A 16,976-nucleotide genomic window follows, 5' to 3' on the forward strand; every position below is an offset into this window, starting at 1 on the left:
GCTCGAACCATCCGACGTGACCGGTCCGTCCGGTTCTGGCGAGTACCGCCCCCGCGCTACGCCCGGCCGTACTCGGCAAGCGATACATATGGCGCAGATGTGACCACCCCACCGGTGACTTGCGCGTCTGCGTTTGATAGACATCCACTCATGCCTCTCATCCCCGAGGAGCCTCAGATTCACGAGAGTGCCCAGGGTCCGCGCGCCACTCCGGCCACCGGCCGCACCGCGTCGAACCCCCGTCCCGTTCCCGGTCCGCGTCCTGTGCCCGGCCCGCGTGCCGTTCCGGGTCCGCGGTCCGCGGCCACACCGCGTCCCGGTCATCCGGGTCGCGGTCCCGCGAGACCCGCGCCGCCGGAGCGCTCGCAGGCTCCCGCCGAACGGCCCGCCGCCGTCCGGCAGGAGACCCGTTCCGAACCTCAGATCCAACTGATCCCCGCCTCGGAGGACGGTGCGCTGGACGCCGCCGAGGAGGCGGTCGACCTGCTGCTGGACTCCGGTCGCGCGCCGGGGGACATCCTCGTGCTCACGACGGGCGAACAGCACCCGTGGGCGACGCACGAACTGTCCTTCGGCGAGAGCTCCTACTGGGAGCAGCACGACACCGGCGAGGACGTCTTCTTCGCCGACGCCTCGGCGCTGGACCGTGCGAAGGCGCGGCCCGTGGTCGTCGTCGCGCTCAACGGTGGCGACTCCGACGCCGCCGCGCGTGTGCTGCCGCGGGCTCGGGAGCGGGCCGGCGCGCTGCTCATCGTGTGCGGTGACCCCCAGCGGGTCAACTCCGTTCTCGGCGCGGGCGTCTGACTCGGGTTTCACCCGGTGCGGGGCCGAGGCCAGGGATGTCCGCGGTCCGGACCGGTCACGACCCGGCTGCCCCGAGGAGGGCGGCCGGGCCGGTGGCGATGAGGCGACCGCTCAGCGGGCCGCCGTACGCCGCAGCGTCTCCACGGCGCCGCCACCGGAACGCAGTGGCGGGGGAGTGGGGTCGGACACCGACTCGGCGAGACTCTCGGGGAGCGAGTCGGAGCTGGGCCGACGGCCGCCCCGGCCCTCGCCCAGCACCTGCCAGCCGCCACGCGTCAGGGTGATGTAGGCGCCGCAGCGAAGCCCGTGCAGCGTGCACGCGTCCCGCAGCCCCCACATCCAGGCACCGTCCTCCTCCGTCCAGCGCTCGTCACCGTCACGGCAGTAGACCAGTACGGCGGTGCGCACCGGAGTGCGGCGGCGCAGATCGTGCGGGATCACCCGGCGCAGATGGGCCAGCAGGGAGTTCCGGAACTCCCAGCCGTCGACCGGTACCGCCCGGGGGGCGAACGAGGCGCTGGCCGCGAGCCGTTCCTCGTGGTCGAGCACGGCGACGATCGCGGTCGCCGGGGTCGGCCGGTGCCGGGAGTGCAGACCGCTGACGACCTCGCGGGGGTTGCTGAGCAGGGGTATGCCGGCCTCCGCCCACTCTGCGGGTTCGAGCATCCTGGCGAGGCGGGTGACGGAATCGGCTGTCGTGATCGATGAGGCTGCGGACGGAGCGAATCCGAAGGTCACGTTCCTCCCTTCGCATACGCGCCCACAGAGCGGGCTGGGTCGGGGTGAGGCGCGCCGGGGCACAGTCCCTGCGGACCGCGAACAGTTCGACCGTGCGGGGGGCTTCTCCAATTCTTACGGGCACTTGGGCAAGCGGCAACGAGCAAATGGCTCCGCTGACCGGAATGAGTGGGAATGACGCGCATATCCTTGCTGTGACCCTGCCCATCCCGGGTCCCTCCCAGACATGGTCACGTCTGGACCGCGAGGACCAGCGGGAACACCCCCTCGGCTCCGGCCCGTCGCAGCAGCCGGGTGGCGACCGCCAACGTCCAGCCGGTGTCGGAGAGATCGTCGACGAGCAGAACCGGACCGGCCGCCGAGGCCAGGGCGTCGGCCAGCTCCGGCGACACGGTGAACGCCTCGTGCAGCGACCGGACCCGCTGGGCGCTGTTCGTGCGGGAGATATGGGTGTCCTCCGTGCCCGGCGCGTACTCGACCGAACCCAGCAGCGGCATCCGGCCCACCTCGGAGATCCGGCTGCCCAGCGATCCCACGAGCTGCGGCTTGCTCCGCGAGGCGACGGTCACGACCCCCACCGGACGCGGCGGCGCGTCGTCGAGCCCGGATGCCCAACCCCCGGGCCCCTTCGCCCAGTCGGCGAGGACACTTACCACGGCGTCCACCACATCGCCGGGGACGGGACCGTCCGGTGACTGCGGCGCCAGCATGGGGCGCAGCCTGTTGCCCCACCCGATGTCCGAGAGCCGGCCGAGCGCCCGCCCGGGGAAACTCCGCTCGTGGGCGGGAACCCGGCCCCTCAGGTCGACACCCACGGCCGTCAGCCCGGTCGGCCACATCTTGCGCGGCTCCACATCCACGCCGGGGCGGCCCAACTCGCCCCGGGCCGCGTCGAGTGCGGCGCCCGAGACCTTGTCCGTGAACCGCGCCCCCGCGCAGTTGTCGCACCGTCCGCACGGCGCGGCCTCCTCGTCGTCCAACTGGAGCCGGAGGAATTCCATCCGGCAGGCCGTCGTCGTCGCGTAGTCCCGCATGGCCTGCTGTTCGCTCGCCCGTTGGCGCGCCACCCACGCGTACCGCTCGGAGTCGTACACCCAGGGCTGTCCGGTGCTGGTCCAGCCGCCCTTGACCCGGTGCACCGCGCCGTCCACGTCGAGCACCTTGAGCATCGTCTCCAGGCGGGTGCGCCGCAGCTCGACCAGCGGTTCGAGGGCGGGCAGCGAGAGCGGCCTGTCCGCCTGCGCCAGCACGTCGAGGGTGCGCCGGACCAGTTCCTCGGGCGGGAAGGCCACCGACGCGAAGTACTGCCAGATGGCCTCGTCCTCCTTGCCGGGGAGCAGCAGCACCTCCGCGTGTTCCACACCACGCCCGGCACGGCCCACCTGCTGGTAGTAGGCGATGGGGGAGGACGGGGAGCCGAGATGGACGACGAACCCGAGGTCCGGCTTGTCGAACCCCATGCCCAGCGCCGACGTGGCGACCAGCGCCTTGACGCGGTTGGCGAGCAGATCCTCCTCGGCCTGCTGCCGGTCCGCGTTCTCCGTACGGCCCGTGTACGAGGCGACCGTGTGACCGCACTGGCGCAGATACGCGGTGACTTCCTCGGCCGCCGCGACGGTCAGGGTGTAGATGATCCCCGAGCCCGGAAGTTCGGCCAGATGGTCGGCCAGCCAGCCCAGCCGGTGCGCGGCGTCGGGCAGCCTGAGCACGCTGAGACTCAGACTCTCCCTGTCCAGCGCTCCGCGCAGCACGAGCGCGTCCGTGCCCGCTCCCGTACCCAGCTGCTCCGCGACATCGGCCGTCACCCGCGCGTTCGCCGTGGCGGTGGTGGCCAGCACCGGGACGCCGGACGGCAGCTCGGCGAGCATCGTGCGCAGCCGGCGGTAGTCGGGGCGGAAGTCGTGGCCCCAGTCGGAGATGCAGTGGGCCTCGTCCACGACCAGCAGGCCCGTGGCCGCCGACAGGGCGGGCAGGACCTGGTCGCGGAAATCGGGATTGTTGAGGCGCTCGGGGCTCACCAGCAGGACGTCGATCTCGCCCGCCGTCACCTCGGCCTGGATCGTCTCCCACTCCTCGGAGTTGGACGAATTGATCGTGCGCGCGCTGATTCCGGCACGGGCGGCGGCCTCCACCTGGTTGCGCATCAGCGCCAGCAGCGGGGAGACGATCACGGTCGGGCCGCTGCCTCGGGCGCGGAGCAGGGACGTCGCGACGAAATACACCGCGGATTTGCCCCAGCCGGTCCGCTGCACGACCAGCGCCCTGCGTTTGTCGGCGACGAGCGCTTCGATGGCCCGCCACTGATCCTCGCGCAGGCGGGCAGCGCCGGTGGCGTCACCGACAAGACGGGCGAGGACGGAGTCGGCCGAGGCCCGGAGTGCCGCACGTTCTGCGTTGGTCATGCCCCCATGCAACCCGATGGCACCGACAAAGCGCGAATGCGAGAGCCGGCCTGTGGATAACGTTATCCACAGGGGTCGCGGGATTCCGGCTTCCGCGGGACCGTCGAGTCATGAACAAGCACAGCGAACCGACGCGTCCCGCCGACGAGCAGCAGGTCACCCTGCGCAGCCCCGCCGAACTCGCCGACGCCCTGCCATTTTTGATGGGCTTCCATCCTTCCGACTCGATCGTGCTCGTCGCGCTGCACGGCGGCGAGGGCCGTTTCGGCGGGCGGCTGAGGCTCGGCATCCCGCGCTCGCCTCGCGAATGGGCCCCCGTCTCCGAGCAGTTGGCCGCGTGCCTGGTGGAGGGGAGCGAGCGGCGTGGGTCCCGGCCGGACGGGATCGTCGCCTTTCTCTGCCAGGACCCGGGGGAGGGGTCCACGGGCCGTGGCGTACGTGACCGCCTGCAGCCGCTCGCGCAGCTCATCCGCACGGGTTTCGGGGGCCTCGACATTCCCGTGCACGAGGTGCTCTGCATCTCCGACGGCCGTTTCTGGTCCTACTGCTGCCCGGACACCCGCTGCTGCCCGCCCGAGGGCACCCCGTTGGCGCTGCCGGGCACCTCCGTGATGGCCGCGGCCTCCACCTACGCGGGGATCCAAGTGCGGGGATCCCTGCGGGAGATGGAGGCGCGACTGGAGCCCTGGCGTGGTTCGCCCGACAAGGCCGCGAAACAGGAGCGGGCACTTGACGAGGCGGCGGCAGCGCTGGTGCCGATGATTCTGGGCGGTGGAGATCGCGAGGAGGTGGCGGCGTCGACGCTCCGGACGGCCCGTGGACTGCTGGACCGCCTGGCTCAGACGCCGCCGGCGCCGCCGCGCAGGGGAGAGGGCGGCGAGGGCACCGGCGGGGGTACGGACGCCGCCGACGACCGGCTCATCACCGACGACGAGGCGGCGACGGTCATCATCGGCCTCCAGGACCGGGAGACCCGGGACCGGGCGGCGCAGTGGATGGAGGGGCCCGACGCCGAGGCTGCCCTCCGGCTCTGGCGGGCCCTGGCCCGTCGCTGTGTGGGTTCCTACGCCGAGCACGCGGTCCCCCCGCTCACGTTGGCGGGGTGGGTCGCCTGGTCCTGCGGGGACGAGCCGGTGGCGCGGGTCGCGCTCGGACTGGCGCTGCGCCTGGACCCGACGTACACCTTCGCCCAACTCCTGCACCAGGCGTTCAACGAAGGGCTCGACCCGGAGACCCTCCGGCGCTGTATGCGCGCCGAGCGCGTCGCCACCGCGGGCCCCGTGCCTCGCCGGCAGCGGCAGTCCACGACGAAGCAGGCCCGGAGGGCGATGAAAAGGGTGGTGGGGAAGTCGACGATCAAGAAGGCGATGGCCAAGAAGGAGGCGCCACGGACGGTGCCGTCACCGAGGTCCCGTCCCGGCGCGCCGGGGACACGCGGCCGGGCAGCCGGACGCGCTGGGCAGAAGAAGGGGACGAAAAGCGGCAGGTGAGAGGGGGACCGGCGGCACGCGCCGGGTGCTCGGATCGCCACGCGTACGGGTCGCCGCCCCGGCGAACGGCCCGCGCAGCGCGAGCTGGTCGCCGACGCGCAGGTCCTGGTGCACGTGGGTGGAGAACCGCCCTCCCTCCACGCGTTTGACGGTCAGGTGGAGCTGGCGCGTTCCCGGGATCGAGGTGGCCGAGTAGGCACGGCGGTGGGGTGTGCCGTCGAGGTCGGCGACCAGGGTGAAGTACTGGCCGGGCCGGAAGTCGAAGGGTTGCGGGGTGTCGCCGGTGTCTTCGAGTACGAGGGTGAGGGTGTGAGGCGTCTCGGAGCGTATGTCGGCCAGGCGCACACGCCGCAGGGGTTCGAGCGGGCGGGCCGTGGCTGCGGGGCGCCTGCGCGGCAGGCCGCGCCGCCGGGTAGGGACGGCCGGCTCGATGTCCTGGTAGCCCTCCTTGCTGAGGCCGCTGCGGTAGCCGCGGTCGGCGACGCGGCGCAGGAGCCGGGTGGCCCCGGGGATCGCCTGGATGGCTTTGAGCAGGAAGGCGGGAGGGCCGCTGTCGGCGGCTGCGGAGCCGGCGGCGAGGTGGGTGCCGGCCACGGCCATCATGTCCGGCATCGCCTCGCGGTCGTGCTGGGTGCCGGGGAGCCACAGGCGTGAGCGGGACAGGGCGTCGTTGCCGGTGATCTCGGCGTGGTCGACGTCGATGAGCAGGGCCAGGTGCGGGGGCACGCCGCGTAGCGCCATCGTCTCCAGGAGCGTGGGATCGTCGGTGATCGTGGCGCGTCCGTCCAGGTGGAGCACGCCGCCGCGTCCGGGGACAAGGGCGGCGAGGGAGACGTGGTCGTCCTGGAGCAGGTTGTGGAGGGTGTCGGCCCGTTTGTTGCCCTTGCGGTCGGCGACGGCGAGCCTGCGGCCGTCGACGATCCGCGCGACCGCGGAGCGTTCGCCACGTGGGCTGGTGTCGCTGCCGCCCTCGGTGTCCCAGGTGGACAGGGCGAGGAACGGTGCCGCGTCGAGGAAGGCGGCGATGCCGGGCCGGCCGAGAGGCCCCTCGCCCGGTGCCTCGACGTACTCGTCGGAGGAGGCGGCGGCCGGTGTCCGCCACAGGCCGGAGCGCAGGACGGCCTGGGCGCAGTGCACGTACGCCTCGTTGATGTCGATGTGGGTACGGCCGGCTTTGACGGCGGCGACGGAGCCGTTGACACGGAGGATCTCGCCGACTTCCGGCAGCAGGAAGAACAGCGAGGCACCTCCTTTCGGTTGTCCGGGCCCCGGGTGGCTGAAGGAGAGCCGGGTGGAGGAGTGGGCGCGGGCGAAGCCCGGCATCCCGCCGATGAACGTCGTCCGGCGGACGCCATCGGTGTCGCGATAGCCGAGGGCGGCCAGCGGGCTGTGGGCCAGGACGCCCCGGCACCCTGCGTCGAGCGTGGTGACCTGCTTGAGCATGACCACCGACGCCGGACGGCCGACGATCGCCTCGACCTCGTCCACCGTGGTCAGCCTGCGCCGAGACGGGTGTTGCATGGTGTTTCCTTTCGCGGGTGAACCGGAACGGTCCGGCTCTGCGCATCGCCGCCGGACGACCGGGCGGCGCGGAGCGCCGAAGGTGCGGCGGCGCTGCGGGGGATGACGTGGATCGTCAGTCCAGGCCCTTGCGGCCGGGGGTCCAGTACGGCTTGGTGACCACATCGCGCCGTGACCACCCGCGGTCCTCGACGAGGTGGCGGCGGACGAGCTGGATCGTTCTGGCCTCGCCCGCCAGATACGCCACGCCCGGTTCGTCCGGCAGGGACAGGCCGCGCACGGCCTCGACCAGGGACCGCGAGGAGGCGGCGGAGCGGCCCTGCCGGTAGGTCCAGTCGACGTTCCAGCCGGGGCGCGGGCCGCCGAGGTGCTTCGGGGAGAGGTCTACGCGCTCCTCGGGGGTGTCGACCTCCACGCGGGCGAAGACCTGGGCGTCGTCCGTCAGGGCGCGCAGCATGGGGCCGAAGGAGACCTGGGCGGTCTCGTCCCCGGCGAAGAGGTGGTAGCGGGCCCCGCTTCGGGGGGTGAAGTCGCCCTGGGGCTTGAGGAGCATCAGCTCGTCGCCGGGGCGGGCGGTGCGTGCCCAGCCTGCCCCGGGTCCCTCACCGTGGTCGAACACGATCAGTTCCATGGTCCGGTCGTGGTGATCCCATACGGAGTAGGTCCGCAGGGTGCCCACGAGCCAGTCGATGGCGGGCGGTGCGGGCGCGACCTGAAGGCGCACGTGCTGGCCGGGCTGCCAGGCGAGACCGGCGAGCGCGGGGCCGGTGAGGGTCACCTTGCGCAGACGTGGCCCCTGCTGCTCGATGCTGTCGACACGGACCGGCAGAAGGAGACGGTCCACCAGGCGGCTTTTCACGGGCTTCTCTCTTTCGCGAAGGGGGCGGGCGGCCGTGGAGAGGGCCGCCCCTGGAGCGGGTCGGGGTGAGGTGGAGTTCACGCGGCCGCGGGCTCCAGCTCATCGGTGGCCCGGTCAGGTTCCACGACGTTCTTGCCGGGGAGGAAGGGCACGACCAGGAGCGGGATGGCGGTGAACAGCAGCGTCCACCAGAACGTGCCGGTGAAGGCGTCGAGGACTTCGTGCGGTGCGCGGGCGCTGTTGAGGCCGCTCTGGAGGATGACGGAGACGACGGCGACACCGAAGGGCGAGCCGACGCGCTGCACGATGCTGAAGGCCACGCTGCCGCGCGGCGCCTCGTCGTGCGAGAGACCGGCCAGCGCGAGGGAGAGCACGGGGAAGGTGCTCGCGCCGAAGCCGATGCCCAGGACGAATTGGCCGGCCAGCAGGAGCGGAGTGCTCGCGCCGGCGCCGGAGAGCGCGAAGGGCAGCACGCCGATCATCATGAGGAGCAGCCCGCCGCCGATGACGATCCTTCCGTCCAGGCGCCGGGTGAACTTCCGGACGAGGCCGAAGTACAGCATCGTGCCCACCGACTGCGGGATCAGCAGCAGCCCGGTGGCGAGCACGGATTCGCCGCGAACGACCTGGTAGTACAGAGGCATCAGCAGCATCAGCGCTTACAGGGAGAAGCCGCTGACGAACGTGACGAGGCTGCCGATCCCGAAGCTCTTGCGGGCGAAGACCCGTATGTCGATCAGTGCCGTGTCGGCCGAGCGCCGCGAGTGCCGGGTGAACAGGCCCAGCAGGATCACGCCCGCGGTCAGGGACGCCCAGACGTTGGCGGCTGCGAAGCCCTTGCCTTCGGCGGACTTGCCGACGCCGAAGGCGACGGCGACGACTCCGGGCGTCAGCAGGGCGAAGCCGAGGGTGTCGAAGCGCTTGTCCCGCTGTCCGGGCACGCGGGGAAGGACGAAGTGGCCCAGGCCGAGAGCGACCAGGCACACCGGCACGTTGACGAGGAAGATCCAGTGCCAGTTCCAGGACTCGACGATCACTCCGCCGAGGACCGAGCCCAGGATCGGGCCCAGCGCCGCCGGCAGGGCGACGGCGAGCATGGCGCGCTCGACGCGCTCCTTGCCAGCGGCCTGCGTCATCAGCCCCATGGCGACGGGGATCACCATGCCTCCGCCGATCCCCTGCAGGACGCGGTAGGCGATGAGCTCCGGCAGCGAGCCGGCGACGCCGCACAGCACGGAACCGGCCAGGAACGTGGCGAGGGCCAGCATCCATGAGGTGCGCGACCCGATTCGCTCCGACAGCCGGCCGCTGACGGGGATGACCGCGACGAAGGCCAGCAGATAGCCGGTCGCCACCCACTGCGTGTCCGCGACGGAGGAGCCGAACCCGGTCTGCAGCCGGTGCAGCGCGACGTTGACGATCGTCGTGTCGAGAAGGGTGATCAGGGCGCCCAGGGCGAGCACGGCGCCGATCGCGGTCAGCCGCCGGTCCGAGACCCCGGCGCTCAGGGAGGTCGTCGTACTCGTGGAAGCACTCATGAAAAGCAAAACTAAACGGTTCAGTACCGATTCGCAATACTGAACCGTTCAGTACTGGCAGTCCTGTGAGCTGGCTATCATGGCTCCATGTCGACAGCACCTCTTCCGCAGGCCGAGCCGCTGAGCGGTAGGGGCCTGCGCGCGGCCAAGAAGCGCGCGACGATCCTCACGGCGGCGCGCGAGCTGTTCGTCAGGGAAGGGGTGGACCACGTCAGCATGGACGCGGTCGCGGCCGGCGCCCAGGTGTCCAAGGCGACGCTCTACAGCCACTTCGGCAGCAAGCGGCAGCTGTTCCTCGCGATCCTCGTCGACGTGTCGGAAGCGCTGCGCGCCTCGGCCGACGACGCTCTGCGGCGGCACATCGACGAGGCGGACATCCAGACGCTCCCGCGGCTGGAGGAGGCGCTGACGGACCTCGCCGGCGACCTGGCGACGATGATGATGGGCTCGCAGGGTTACGGAGGGGTTCTCACCCTCGTCAACCAGCGCCGATGGCAGACGGAGGCTCCCGCCGACGACGTCTCCACCGAGCCGGTCGTCCACGCTCTCGCCGCACGCTTCGACCGCTTTGTCGAGGCCGGGCTCCTGGACATCGACGACACCCGTATCGCCGCGTTCCACTTCGGCGCCCTGACGCTCCTGCTCGCCAACGACGACCAGCCCGATCCCCGCAACGTCGCCGAGGACCGGCTGCGGACGGTCGTCGCCAGCGGGGTGCACACCTTCATCCGCGCCTTCGGCGTGCCCGCCCGCTAGCCCGCGGTGGTGGTCGAGCGGTTCCAGGAGCCGCCGCGCTGTCCAAGTGGTGCGCCGTGCCGTCCACCGGACGGACCATCACGCGGAGACGTCCACACCGTGCCCGTGCCACGCGAAGGGTCGCCGGAATCGCGGAACCCGCAGTCGGCCGACCTGAGCGGAACGGATGTTTATCGTCAGGCAGACGACTAAGATCACCGGCATGTCGCCCTACGACCCGTCGGCTTACCCCCCGTTCGCAGTCACCGTCGACCTGGTCGTGCTCACCGTGCGTCGCCACGCCCTGTGTGCGCTGGTCGTACGGCGTGGTGAAGCACCCTTCCAGGGGCGCTGGGCGCTGCCCGGCGGCTTCGTCAAGGGCGATGAGGATCTCGGTGCGGCGGCCGCCCGCGAGCTGGCCGAGGAGACGGGCCTCTGCGCGCACGACCCGGCGTCGCCCGCGGCGAACGGCGCCCATCTCGAACAGCTCGCCACCTACGGGGCGCCGGAGCGCGACCCGCGGATGAGGGTCGTCAGCGTGGCCCATCTGGCGCTCGCGCCCGACCTTCCCGCGCCCCGCGCCGGCGGCGACGCCAACAGCGCCCGCTGGGCGCCCGTGGACGCGCTGTTCGACCACGAGGGCGGCTTCGGTCGCGACGACGAACAGCCCACCCCGCTCGCCTTCGACCACGCGCGCATCCTGGGGGACGGGGTGGAGCGGGCTCGTTCCAAGATCGAGTACTCCTCGCTGGCCACCGCCTTCTGCCCGGCGGAGTTCACGGTCGGGGAGCTGCGCCGGGTGTACGAGGCGGTGTGGGGCGTCGCGCTCGATCCCCGCAACTTCCACCGCAAGGTGACCGGCACCCCCGGCTTCCTGGTGCCGTCCGGCGGCACCACCACACGGCAGGGCGGCCGGCCCGCCCAGTTGTTCCGGGCGGGCGGGGCCACGGTCCTCAATCCCCCGATGCTGCGTCCCGAGGTCTGAGCCCGCCGTCTGACACCCGTGGCCACCACCCTGCGCCACAAGTCGGACATATCGCGTTATCTTGCTGCGGTACCCATACTGCCGCCGAGCGGTCTCACCTCCCCGCGAGAGAAGCGATGCTCCAGGCCATCGGACTCACCAGCACCCCCCGCCGCGACCTCCCGCCCGCCGTGGACGATCTGACCTTCGAAGCCGCGGCCGGCGGCGTCACGGCGCTGCTCGGCGACGAGGGCGCCGGCAAGACCACCGCCCTGCGGCTGATGCTCGAACTCGAATCCGGCCGCGGAATCACCTACTTCCGCGGCCGGCCCCTCCACCGCATCGCCCACCCGGCCCGCGAGGTCGGGGTCCTGCTCGGCGACGTTCCCGGGCACCCCGCGCGCACCACCAGGGGCCAGCTCCGTATGCTCTGCGCCGCCGCCGGCGTGCCCGCCGCGCGCGCCGACGTCCTCCTCGACCTGGTCGGCATCGGCGCCCTGCGCGACGAACCGCTGGGCACCCTCTCTCTCGGCATGGACCGCAGACTCGGCCTGGCCGCCGCCCTGTTGGGCGACCCGCACACGCTCGTCCTCGACGAGCCCGCCGCCGGTCTCTCGCCCCGTGAGAACAGTTGGCTGCACGGACTGCTCCGCGCACACGCGGCGCGCGGCGGCACCGTTCTCTACACCACCAGTGATCCCAAGGAAGCGGCCCGCACCGCCGACCGTGTCGTCACCCTCCACGAAGGACGTCTCGTCGCCGACCAGGAGGCCGCCGACTTCGCGCGGACCCGGCTGCGCCCGCGCGTCGTCGTCCGGACCCCGCACGCGGCCCGGCTCGCCGACGCCGTGAACCGCGAGGCGCGCGCCGAACGCCGTTCCGTCGAGATCGTCACGGACTCCGGCGGCCGACTGACCGTCTTCGGCAGCAACTGCGCCGAGTTGGGCGAGACGGCCTTCCGGCACAACATCCTCGTCCACCAACTCGCCGACGAGACAGGGGACACCGGCGAGGCGCCCCCGCCACCGCCCTCAGAGGTACGGCGCACGCCCTCGGAGTCCGGCGCGGGGGTTCTTCCGCCTCCGCTGCCCGCGCGGCCCGTGCGGGGCCCCCTGCGCCCGTTCCGGTACGAGCTCCGCCGCTTCCTCGGCGTACGGACCGCCTGGCTGGTCGCCGCCGCCGTCCTGACCGCCTCCCTCGCGCTGACCCTGCCGCTCGCCCGCACCGGCAACACCCCGCTGCCCGGGCTCCTCGCGGCCTGGCCCACCTTCCTCCCGCTGCCGCCGGCCGCCCTCGGGGCCGGTCTGCTCGGCGCGTTCGCCTTCGGCGACGAGTTCCGCTACCCCGCCCTCGCGGCGGGCCGGGGCACCGTCCCGCGCCGCCTCGGCCTGCTGTTCGCCAAACTCACCGTCACCGGCGCGGCGGCCCTGCTGCTCGCGGCCCTCACCGTCGTCGTCGACTCACAGGCCATGAGACTGGTGTACGGCGGCGGAACGGACGTGGTGCCCCCGGACTGGCCCTCGCTCGCGGCCAGTTGGGCCGGACTGACCGTCGGCTGCGCGTGGGCGGGTCTGCTGGGCGCCGGCATCTTCCGGGTCACCGGCGCGGGAGTCGCCGCCGTGCTCGCCGTACCGGTCGTGGTCGTCCCCCTCGTACAGAAGGGACTCGCCGTCCCGTCAGCGCGTTCGATCGTCGGACTGCCGTCCAGACTGCGTGAACTGGCGTGGGCGCGATGGCCGGAGGCCGCCGACCCCTGGCTGGCCGCCACCGGTCGGGTCCTTTCCCAGCCGGTCGGGGCGGCTCTGACGCTTTCGCTGTCCGCCCTGCTGTGCGCGTATCTGTTCACGAGCCTTCGCCGCAGGGCCCGTTGGTGATCACCGAAAGACCGGAGCTGTCGCCCCTGCCCATAACTCCCTGATTCCGCCCGCTTCTTTACGATAAGTCGTCAATCGAAGGGCGGGCGCCGATCACCCTTTCGTGTGCTTTTCACCAAAGACCTCAAGGGGCCGACGAGCGGAGCCGACAAAGGATGCGTGAGTACCCTTGCGCACACCATGATGACCGCCGCCCGCTCCGTCGACTCCGGCCTCGCGGCCGCGGGCGGAATCGACCGCTACCCCTACGCGGAGGCGCCAGGCGCCGACCGCATTCCCACCCCCGCCTGGGACGGCGCGGACAACGAGTTGGGCCGGGTGGGCCGGCGCTCGGCGGGCAGCCGGGGCCGGGGCCTGCACGGCCAACTCGTCCAGCAGCTCGGCCAGATGATCGTCTCCGGCGATCTCGGCGCCGACCGGCCGCTCGTACCGGAGGAGATCGGCCAGCGCTTCGAGGTCTCCCGCACGGTGGTCCGCGAGTCCCTGCGCGTCCTCGAGGCCAAGGGCCTCGTCAGCGCCCGCCCCAACGTCGGCACCCGGGTCCGCCCGGTCAGCGACTGGAACCTGCTGGACGCCGACATCATCGAATGGCGGGCGTTCGGGCCGCAACGCGACGACCAGCGCCGCGAGCTGACCGAGCTGCGCTGGACGATCGAGCCGCTCGCGGCGCGCCTCGCCGCCGGCCACGGCCGCGAGGACGTCCAGCAGCGGCTCGCCGACATGGTCGAGATCATGGGCCACGCCATCGCCCAGGGTGACTCGATCACGTTCTCGCGCGCCGACGCCGAATTCCACTCCCTGCTGATCCAGCTCGCGGGCAACCGGATGCTGGAGCACCTCTCGGGGATCGTCTCGGCGGCCCTCCAGGTCTCCGGCGGCCCCGTCACCGGCTGTGACCGCCCGACGGACGCGTCGCTGGCGCACCACGGGCGGATCGTCGAGGCCCTCGCGGCGGGTGACGCGCAGGCGTCCGAATCGGCCATGCGGCAGCTTCTGATGGTCCACCCTGAAGTGGAACGAGTCGTTCCCGCGCCCCGCGAGCACTGAGGGCGCCACCGGGGTACTGAGGGCGAGTCCCGCGGTGCCGAGCAGGAGAAGAGAGAGGTCAGGACGGACGGGGGCGTACGCGTCACGTGCCGCCGGACCCATGGGCCCGGCGGCACGAATGCGCGATAAATCCCTTCTGGCTGCTTTGCCGTAAATGAGGTGTGACTCGGGCCACGTGGAATGGGCGTAACACTCCGCGAGGCAGGGCGATGACCTAAGAGGTGACAGCCACGGAGGGAATAGCGCCACGAGGAGTGGCGCTGTACGCAGCCTCCGAGGTCCAGCCCGCGCCGTCGGCGCATCCCCAGTCGACGGTCGTCGGCTCCGCCCCGATCCTTGGGGGGAGCCGGAAGCCGTTTCCATCGTTCCGAGAGGTTGTTCGTGTCGGCCAGCACATCCCGTACGCTCCCGCCGGAGATCGCCGAGTCCGAGTCTGTGATGGCGCTCATCGAGCGGGGAAAGGCTGATGGGCAGATCGCCGGCGACGACGTGCGTCGGGCCTTCGAGGCTGACCAGATTCCGCCAACCCAGTGGAAGAATGTTCTGCGCAGCCTCAACCAGATCCTCGAGGAAGAGGGTGTGACGCTGATGGTCAGTGCCGCGGAGTCGCCGAAGCGCGCCCGCAAGAGCGTCGCTGCGAAGAGCCCGGCGAAGCGCACCGCCACCAAGACAGTCGCCGCCAAGACCGTTCATACGAAGACCGTCGCGGCCACCGCCGCACCGGTCGCCGAGACCGTCGAGACGCCCGCCGACGAGACCGCCCCGCCCGCCAAGAAGGCGGCGGCGAAGAAGACCGTGGCCAAGAAGGCGGCGGCGAAGAAGACCGCCGTCAAGAAGGTCGCGGCGAAGAAGACCGCCGGCAAGAAGGATGCCGACGAGGCCGCCGAGGGCGAGGAGACGCCCGAGGAGGCGCAGGCCGGCAAGGGCGAGGAGGAGGAGACCGAGGGCGAGAACAAGGGCTTCGTCCTCTCCGACGACGACGAGGACGACGCGCCTGCCCAGCAGGTCGCCGTCGCCGGCGCCACCGCCGACCCGGTCAAGGACTACCTCAAGCAGATCGGCAAGGTCCCGCTCCTCAACGCCGAGCAGGAGGTCGAGCTCGCCAAGCGCATCGAGGCGGGTCTGTTCGCCGAGGACAAGCTGGCGAACGCCGACAAGCTCGCCCCCAAGCTCAAGCGCGAGCTGGAGATCATCGCCGAGGACGGGCGCCGCGCCAAGAACCACCTCCTGGAGGCCAACCTCCGTCTGGTGGTCTCGCTGGCCAAGCGCTACACCGGCCGCGGCATGCTCTTCCTGGACCTGATCCAGGAGGGCAACCTGGGTCTGATCCGCGCGGTCGAGAAGTTCGACTACACCAAGGGCTACAAGTTCTCCACGTACGCCACCTGGTGGATCCGTCAGGCGATCACCCGCGCCATGGCCGACCAGGCCCGCACCATCCGTATCCCGGTGCACATGGTCGAGGTCATCAACAAGCTCGCGCGCGTGCAGCGCCAGATGCTCCAGGACCTGGGCCGTGAGCCCACCCCGGAGGAGCTGGCCAAGGAGCTCGACATGACCCCCGAGAAGGTCATCGAGGTCCAGAAGTACGGTCGTGAGCCGATCTCCCTGCACACCCCGCTGGGTGAGGACGGGGACAGCGAGTTCGGTGACCTCATCGAGGACTCCGAGGCCGTCGTCCCGGCGGACGCGGTCAGCTTCACGCTGCTCCAGGAGCAGCTGCACTCGGTGCTCGACACGCTCTCCGAGCGTGAGGCCGGTGTGGTCTCCATGCGCTTCGGCCTCACCGACGGACAGCCCAAGACGCTGGACGAGATCGGCAAGGTCTACGGCGTCACGCGTGAGCGCATTCGTCAGATCGAGTCCAAGACGATGTCCAAGCTCCGTCACCCCTCGCGTTCGCAGGTTCTGCGCGACTACCTGGACTAGGCCGGTTCTCCGTACCGGCGCGGCCCCTGCCGAGGGCCCGCGATCCCGACCGGGATCGCGGGCCCTCAGGCGTTGCGGGGATGCGTTTGTCGGCTCAATGGGTGACTCTGTGTCAGTAGGAGTCACCGGAGAGTCAGGAGCCAGTATGCGTCGCCCTATTGCCCGAGTGCTCACGGGAGGACTGGCCACGATCGCCGCAGGGGCGGTGCTGCCGCTCGTGTCCCCCTCACCGGCCGCCGCGGACCGGGTGGTCGTGGGAGGGGAGCCGGCGCCGGCCGCGGAGAGTCCCTGGGTCGTGGCGCTGTCCAGCCGCGAGCGGTTCGGGGACACCCGTGCGGGCCAGTTCTGCGGCGGCGCGGTCGTGGCGCCGACGAAGGTGCTCACGGCCGCGCACTGCATGGGCAGGGACGTGCTCGGGGTGAAGCCCGAGGACGTGACCGATCTGCGGGTCATCGCCGGCCGGGAGGAGCTGCGGGGGAAGGGCGGCAGGGAGGTCCGGGTCGGTTCCGTACGGATCGACCCGGCGTACGACCCGGCCACCCACGCCTCGGACCTCGCGGTGCTCACACTGGCCGAGCCGCTGCCCGCGCGGTACGCCGTCCGGCCGGCCGATCCGGGCACGGAGGCCCTGGCTCCGGGCACCCCGGCGAAGGTCTACGGCTGGGGCGACACCACCGGCCAGGGCGCATACGCCTCCGCGCTGCGCTCCGCTCCCGTGAAGGTCCTGGCGGACTCCGAGTGCGTGCGGGCCTACCCGGGGGGCTCGGGGGGCCGCTACGAGGCCTCCACGATGCTCTGTGCCGGCGATCCCAAGGGCGGGCACGATGCCTGCCAGGGCGACAGCGGAGGGCCGCTGGTGGCCCGTGGGCGGCTCATCGGGCTGGTTTCGTGGGGGAGCGGGTGCGGAAAGGCCGGGAGTCCGGGGGTCTACACCCGGATCACCTCGGCCGTGGACCAGGTGGCCGGGGCCGTGGGCAGCCGTCGCAGGGGCTGAGGGGGCGCCGGGCCCGATCAACGAGAACGGGCCGCCGTCCCGGTTTCAGCGGGGTGGCGGCCCGTCGGCCGGTCCTGGATC

General features: G+C 71.8%; 14 protein-coding genes. 8 read left to right on the forward strand and 6 right to left on the reverse strand.

All coding sequences use genetic code 11. The features are described 5' to 3' along the window. The first annotated feature begins 150 nt into the window (after nucleotides 1-150). A complete protein-coding gene (locus tag ACFWU9_RS25245) occupies nucleotides 151-804 on the forward strand; it encodes a hypothetical protein (protein WP_384322143.1) in 654 nt (217 codons plus the stop codon). A 111-nt stretch (nucleotides 805-915) separates the two neighbouring features. Here ACFWU9_RS25245 and ACFWU9_RS25250 read toward each other — a convergent pair whose 3' ends face one another. After that, nucleotides 916-1,542, reverse strand: a complete 627-nt coding sequence (locus tag ACFWU9_RS25250) for a hypothetical protein (RefSeq protein ID WP_384322145.1) — start codon at nucleotides 1,540-1,542, stop codon at nucleotides 916-918. A 230-nt stretch (nucleotides 1,543-1,772) separates the two neighbouring features. Beyond that, the gene (locus ACFWU9_RS25255; protein ID WP_384322147.1) at nucleotides 1,773-3,944 is read right to left on the reverse strand and encodes a RecQ family ATP-dependent DNA helicase; all 2,172 of its coding nucleotides are present in this window, start codon (nucleotides 3,942-3,944) and stop codon (nucleotides 1,773-1,775) included. A 110-nt stretch (nucleotides 3,945-4,054) separates the two neighbouring features. Between ACFWU9_RS25255 and ACFWU9_RS25260 the strand changes: the two genes are divergently transcribed. Continuing rightward, nucleotides 4,055-5,434: a DUF4192 domain-containing protein gene (locus ACFWU9_RS25260; protein WP_384322149.1), complete on the forward strand. Its 1,380-nt coding sequence runs from the start codon at nucleotides 4,055-4,057 to the stop codon at nucleotides 5,432-5,434. On the opposite strand, the gene ACFWU9_RS25265 is transcribed toward ACFWU9_RS25260, so the two are convergent. The 4 genes from ACFWU9_RS25265 to ACFWU9_RS25280 form a co-directional block, all read right to left on the reverse strand. Continuing rightward, nucleotides 5,345-6,955: a pyridoxamine 5'-phosphate oxidase family protein gene (locus ACFWU9_RS25265; RefSeq protein ID WP_384322151.1), complete on the reverse strand. Its 1,611-nt coding sequence runs from the start codon at nucleotides 6,953-6,955 to the stop codon at nucleotides 5,345-5,347. The genes ACFWU9_RS25260 and ACFWU9_RS25265 overlap by 90 nt on opposite strands. Nucleotides 6,956-7,070: 115 nt before the next feature. Continuing rightward, a complete protein-coding gene (locus tag ACFWU9_RS25270; RefSeq protein WP_384322153.1) occupies nucleotides 7,071-7,814 on the reverse strand; it encodes a siderophore-interacting protein in 744 nt (247 codons plus the stop codon). 77 nt (nucleotides 7,815-7,891) lie between these two features. Beyond that, nucleotides 7,892-8,467: a hypothetical protein gene (locus tag ACFWU9_RS25275; protein ID WP_384322155.1), complete on the reverse strand. Its 576-nt coding sequence runs from the start codon at nucleotides 8,465-8,467 to the stop codon at nucleotides 7,892-7,894. Nucleotides 8,468-8,473: 6 nt separating this feature from the next. Beyond that, entirely contained in the window at nucleotides 8,474-9,352 is an 879-nt protein-coding gene (locus ACFWU9_RS25280) for an MFS transporter (RefSeq protein ID WP_384322157.1), read from the reverse strand. An 87-nt stretch (nucleotides 9,353-9,439) separates the two neighbouring features. On the opposite strand from ACFWU9_RS25280, the gene ACFWU9_RS25285 reads away from it, so the two are divergent. From ACFWU9_RS25285 to ACFWU9_RS25310, 6 genes are all read left to right on the forward strand, one after another. Further along, the gene (locus ACFWU9_RS25285) at nucleotides 9,440-10,108 is read left to right on the forward strand and encodes a TetR/AcrR family transcriptional regulator (RefSeq protein ID WP_384322159.1); all 669 of its coding nucleotides are present in this window, start codon (nucleotides 9,440-9,442) and stop codon (nucleotides 10,106-10,108) included. Between the two features lie 202 nt (nucleotides 10,109-10,310). Beyond that, on the forward strand, nucleotides 10,311-11,072 hold the full coding sequence (locus tag ACFWU9_RS25290; protein WP_384322161.1) for an NUDIX domain-containing protein: 762 nt from the start codon (nucleotides 10,311-10,313) through the stop codon (nucleotides 11,070-11,072). A 116-nt stretch (nucleotides 11,073-11,188) separates the two neighbouring features. Then, complete coding sequence (locus tag ACFWU9_RS25295; protein ID WP_384322163.1) at nucleotides 11,189-12,925, forward strand: ATP-binding cassette domain-containing protein; 1,737 nt, start codon at nucleotides 11,189-11,191, stop codon at nucleotides 12,923-12,925. Between the two features lie 159 nt (nucleotides 12,926-13,084). After that, nucleotides 13,085-13,972, forward strand: coding sequence for a FadR/GntR family transcriptional regulator (locus ACFWU9_RS25300; protein ID WP_384322165.1), 888 nt, complete (start codon nucleotides 13,085-13,087; stop codon nucleotides 13,970-13,972). A gap of 381 nt (nucleotides 13,973-14,353) precedes the next feature. Next, complete coding sequence (locus ACFWU9_RS25305) at nucleotides 14,354-15,901, forward strand: RNA polymerase sigma factor (protein ID WP_384322167.1); 1,548 nt, start codon at nucleotides 14,354-14,356, stop codon at nucleotides 15,899-15,901. Nucleotides 15,902-16,046: 145 nt separating this feature from the next. Then, complete coding sequence (locus tag ACFWU9_RS25310) at nucleotides 16,047-16,895, forward strand: S1 family peptidase (protein WP_384322169.1); 849 nt, start codon at nucleotides 16,047-16,049, stop codon at nucleotides 16,893-16,895. Nucleotides 16,896-16,976 lie beyond the last annotated feature (81 nt).

Origin of the sequence: Streptomyces sp. NPDC058653 (assembly GCF_042716895.1) — a bacterium.
In the GTDB taxonomy this organism is placed as follows: Bacteria; Actinomycetota; Actinomycetes; order Streptomycetales; family Streptomycetaceae; genus Streptomyces.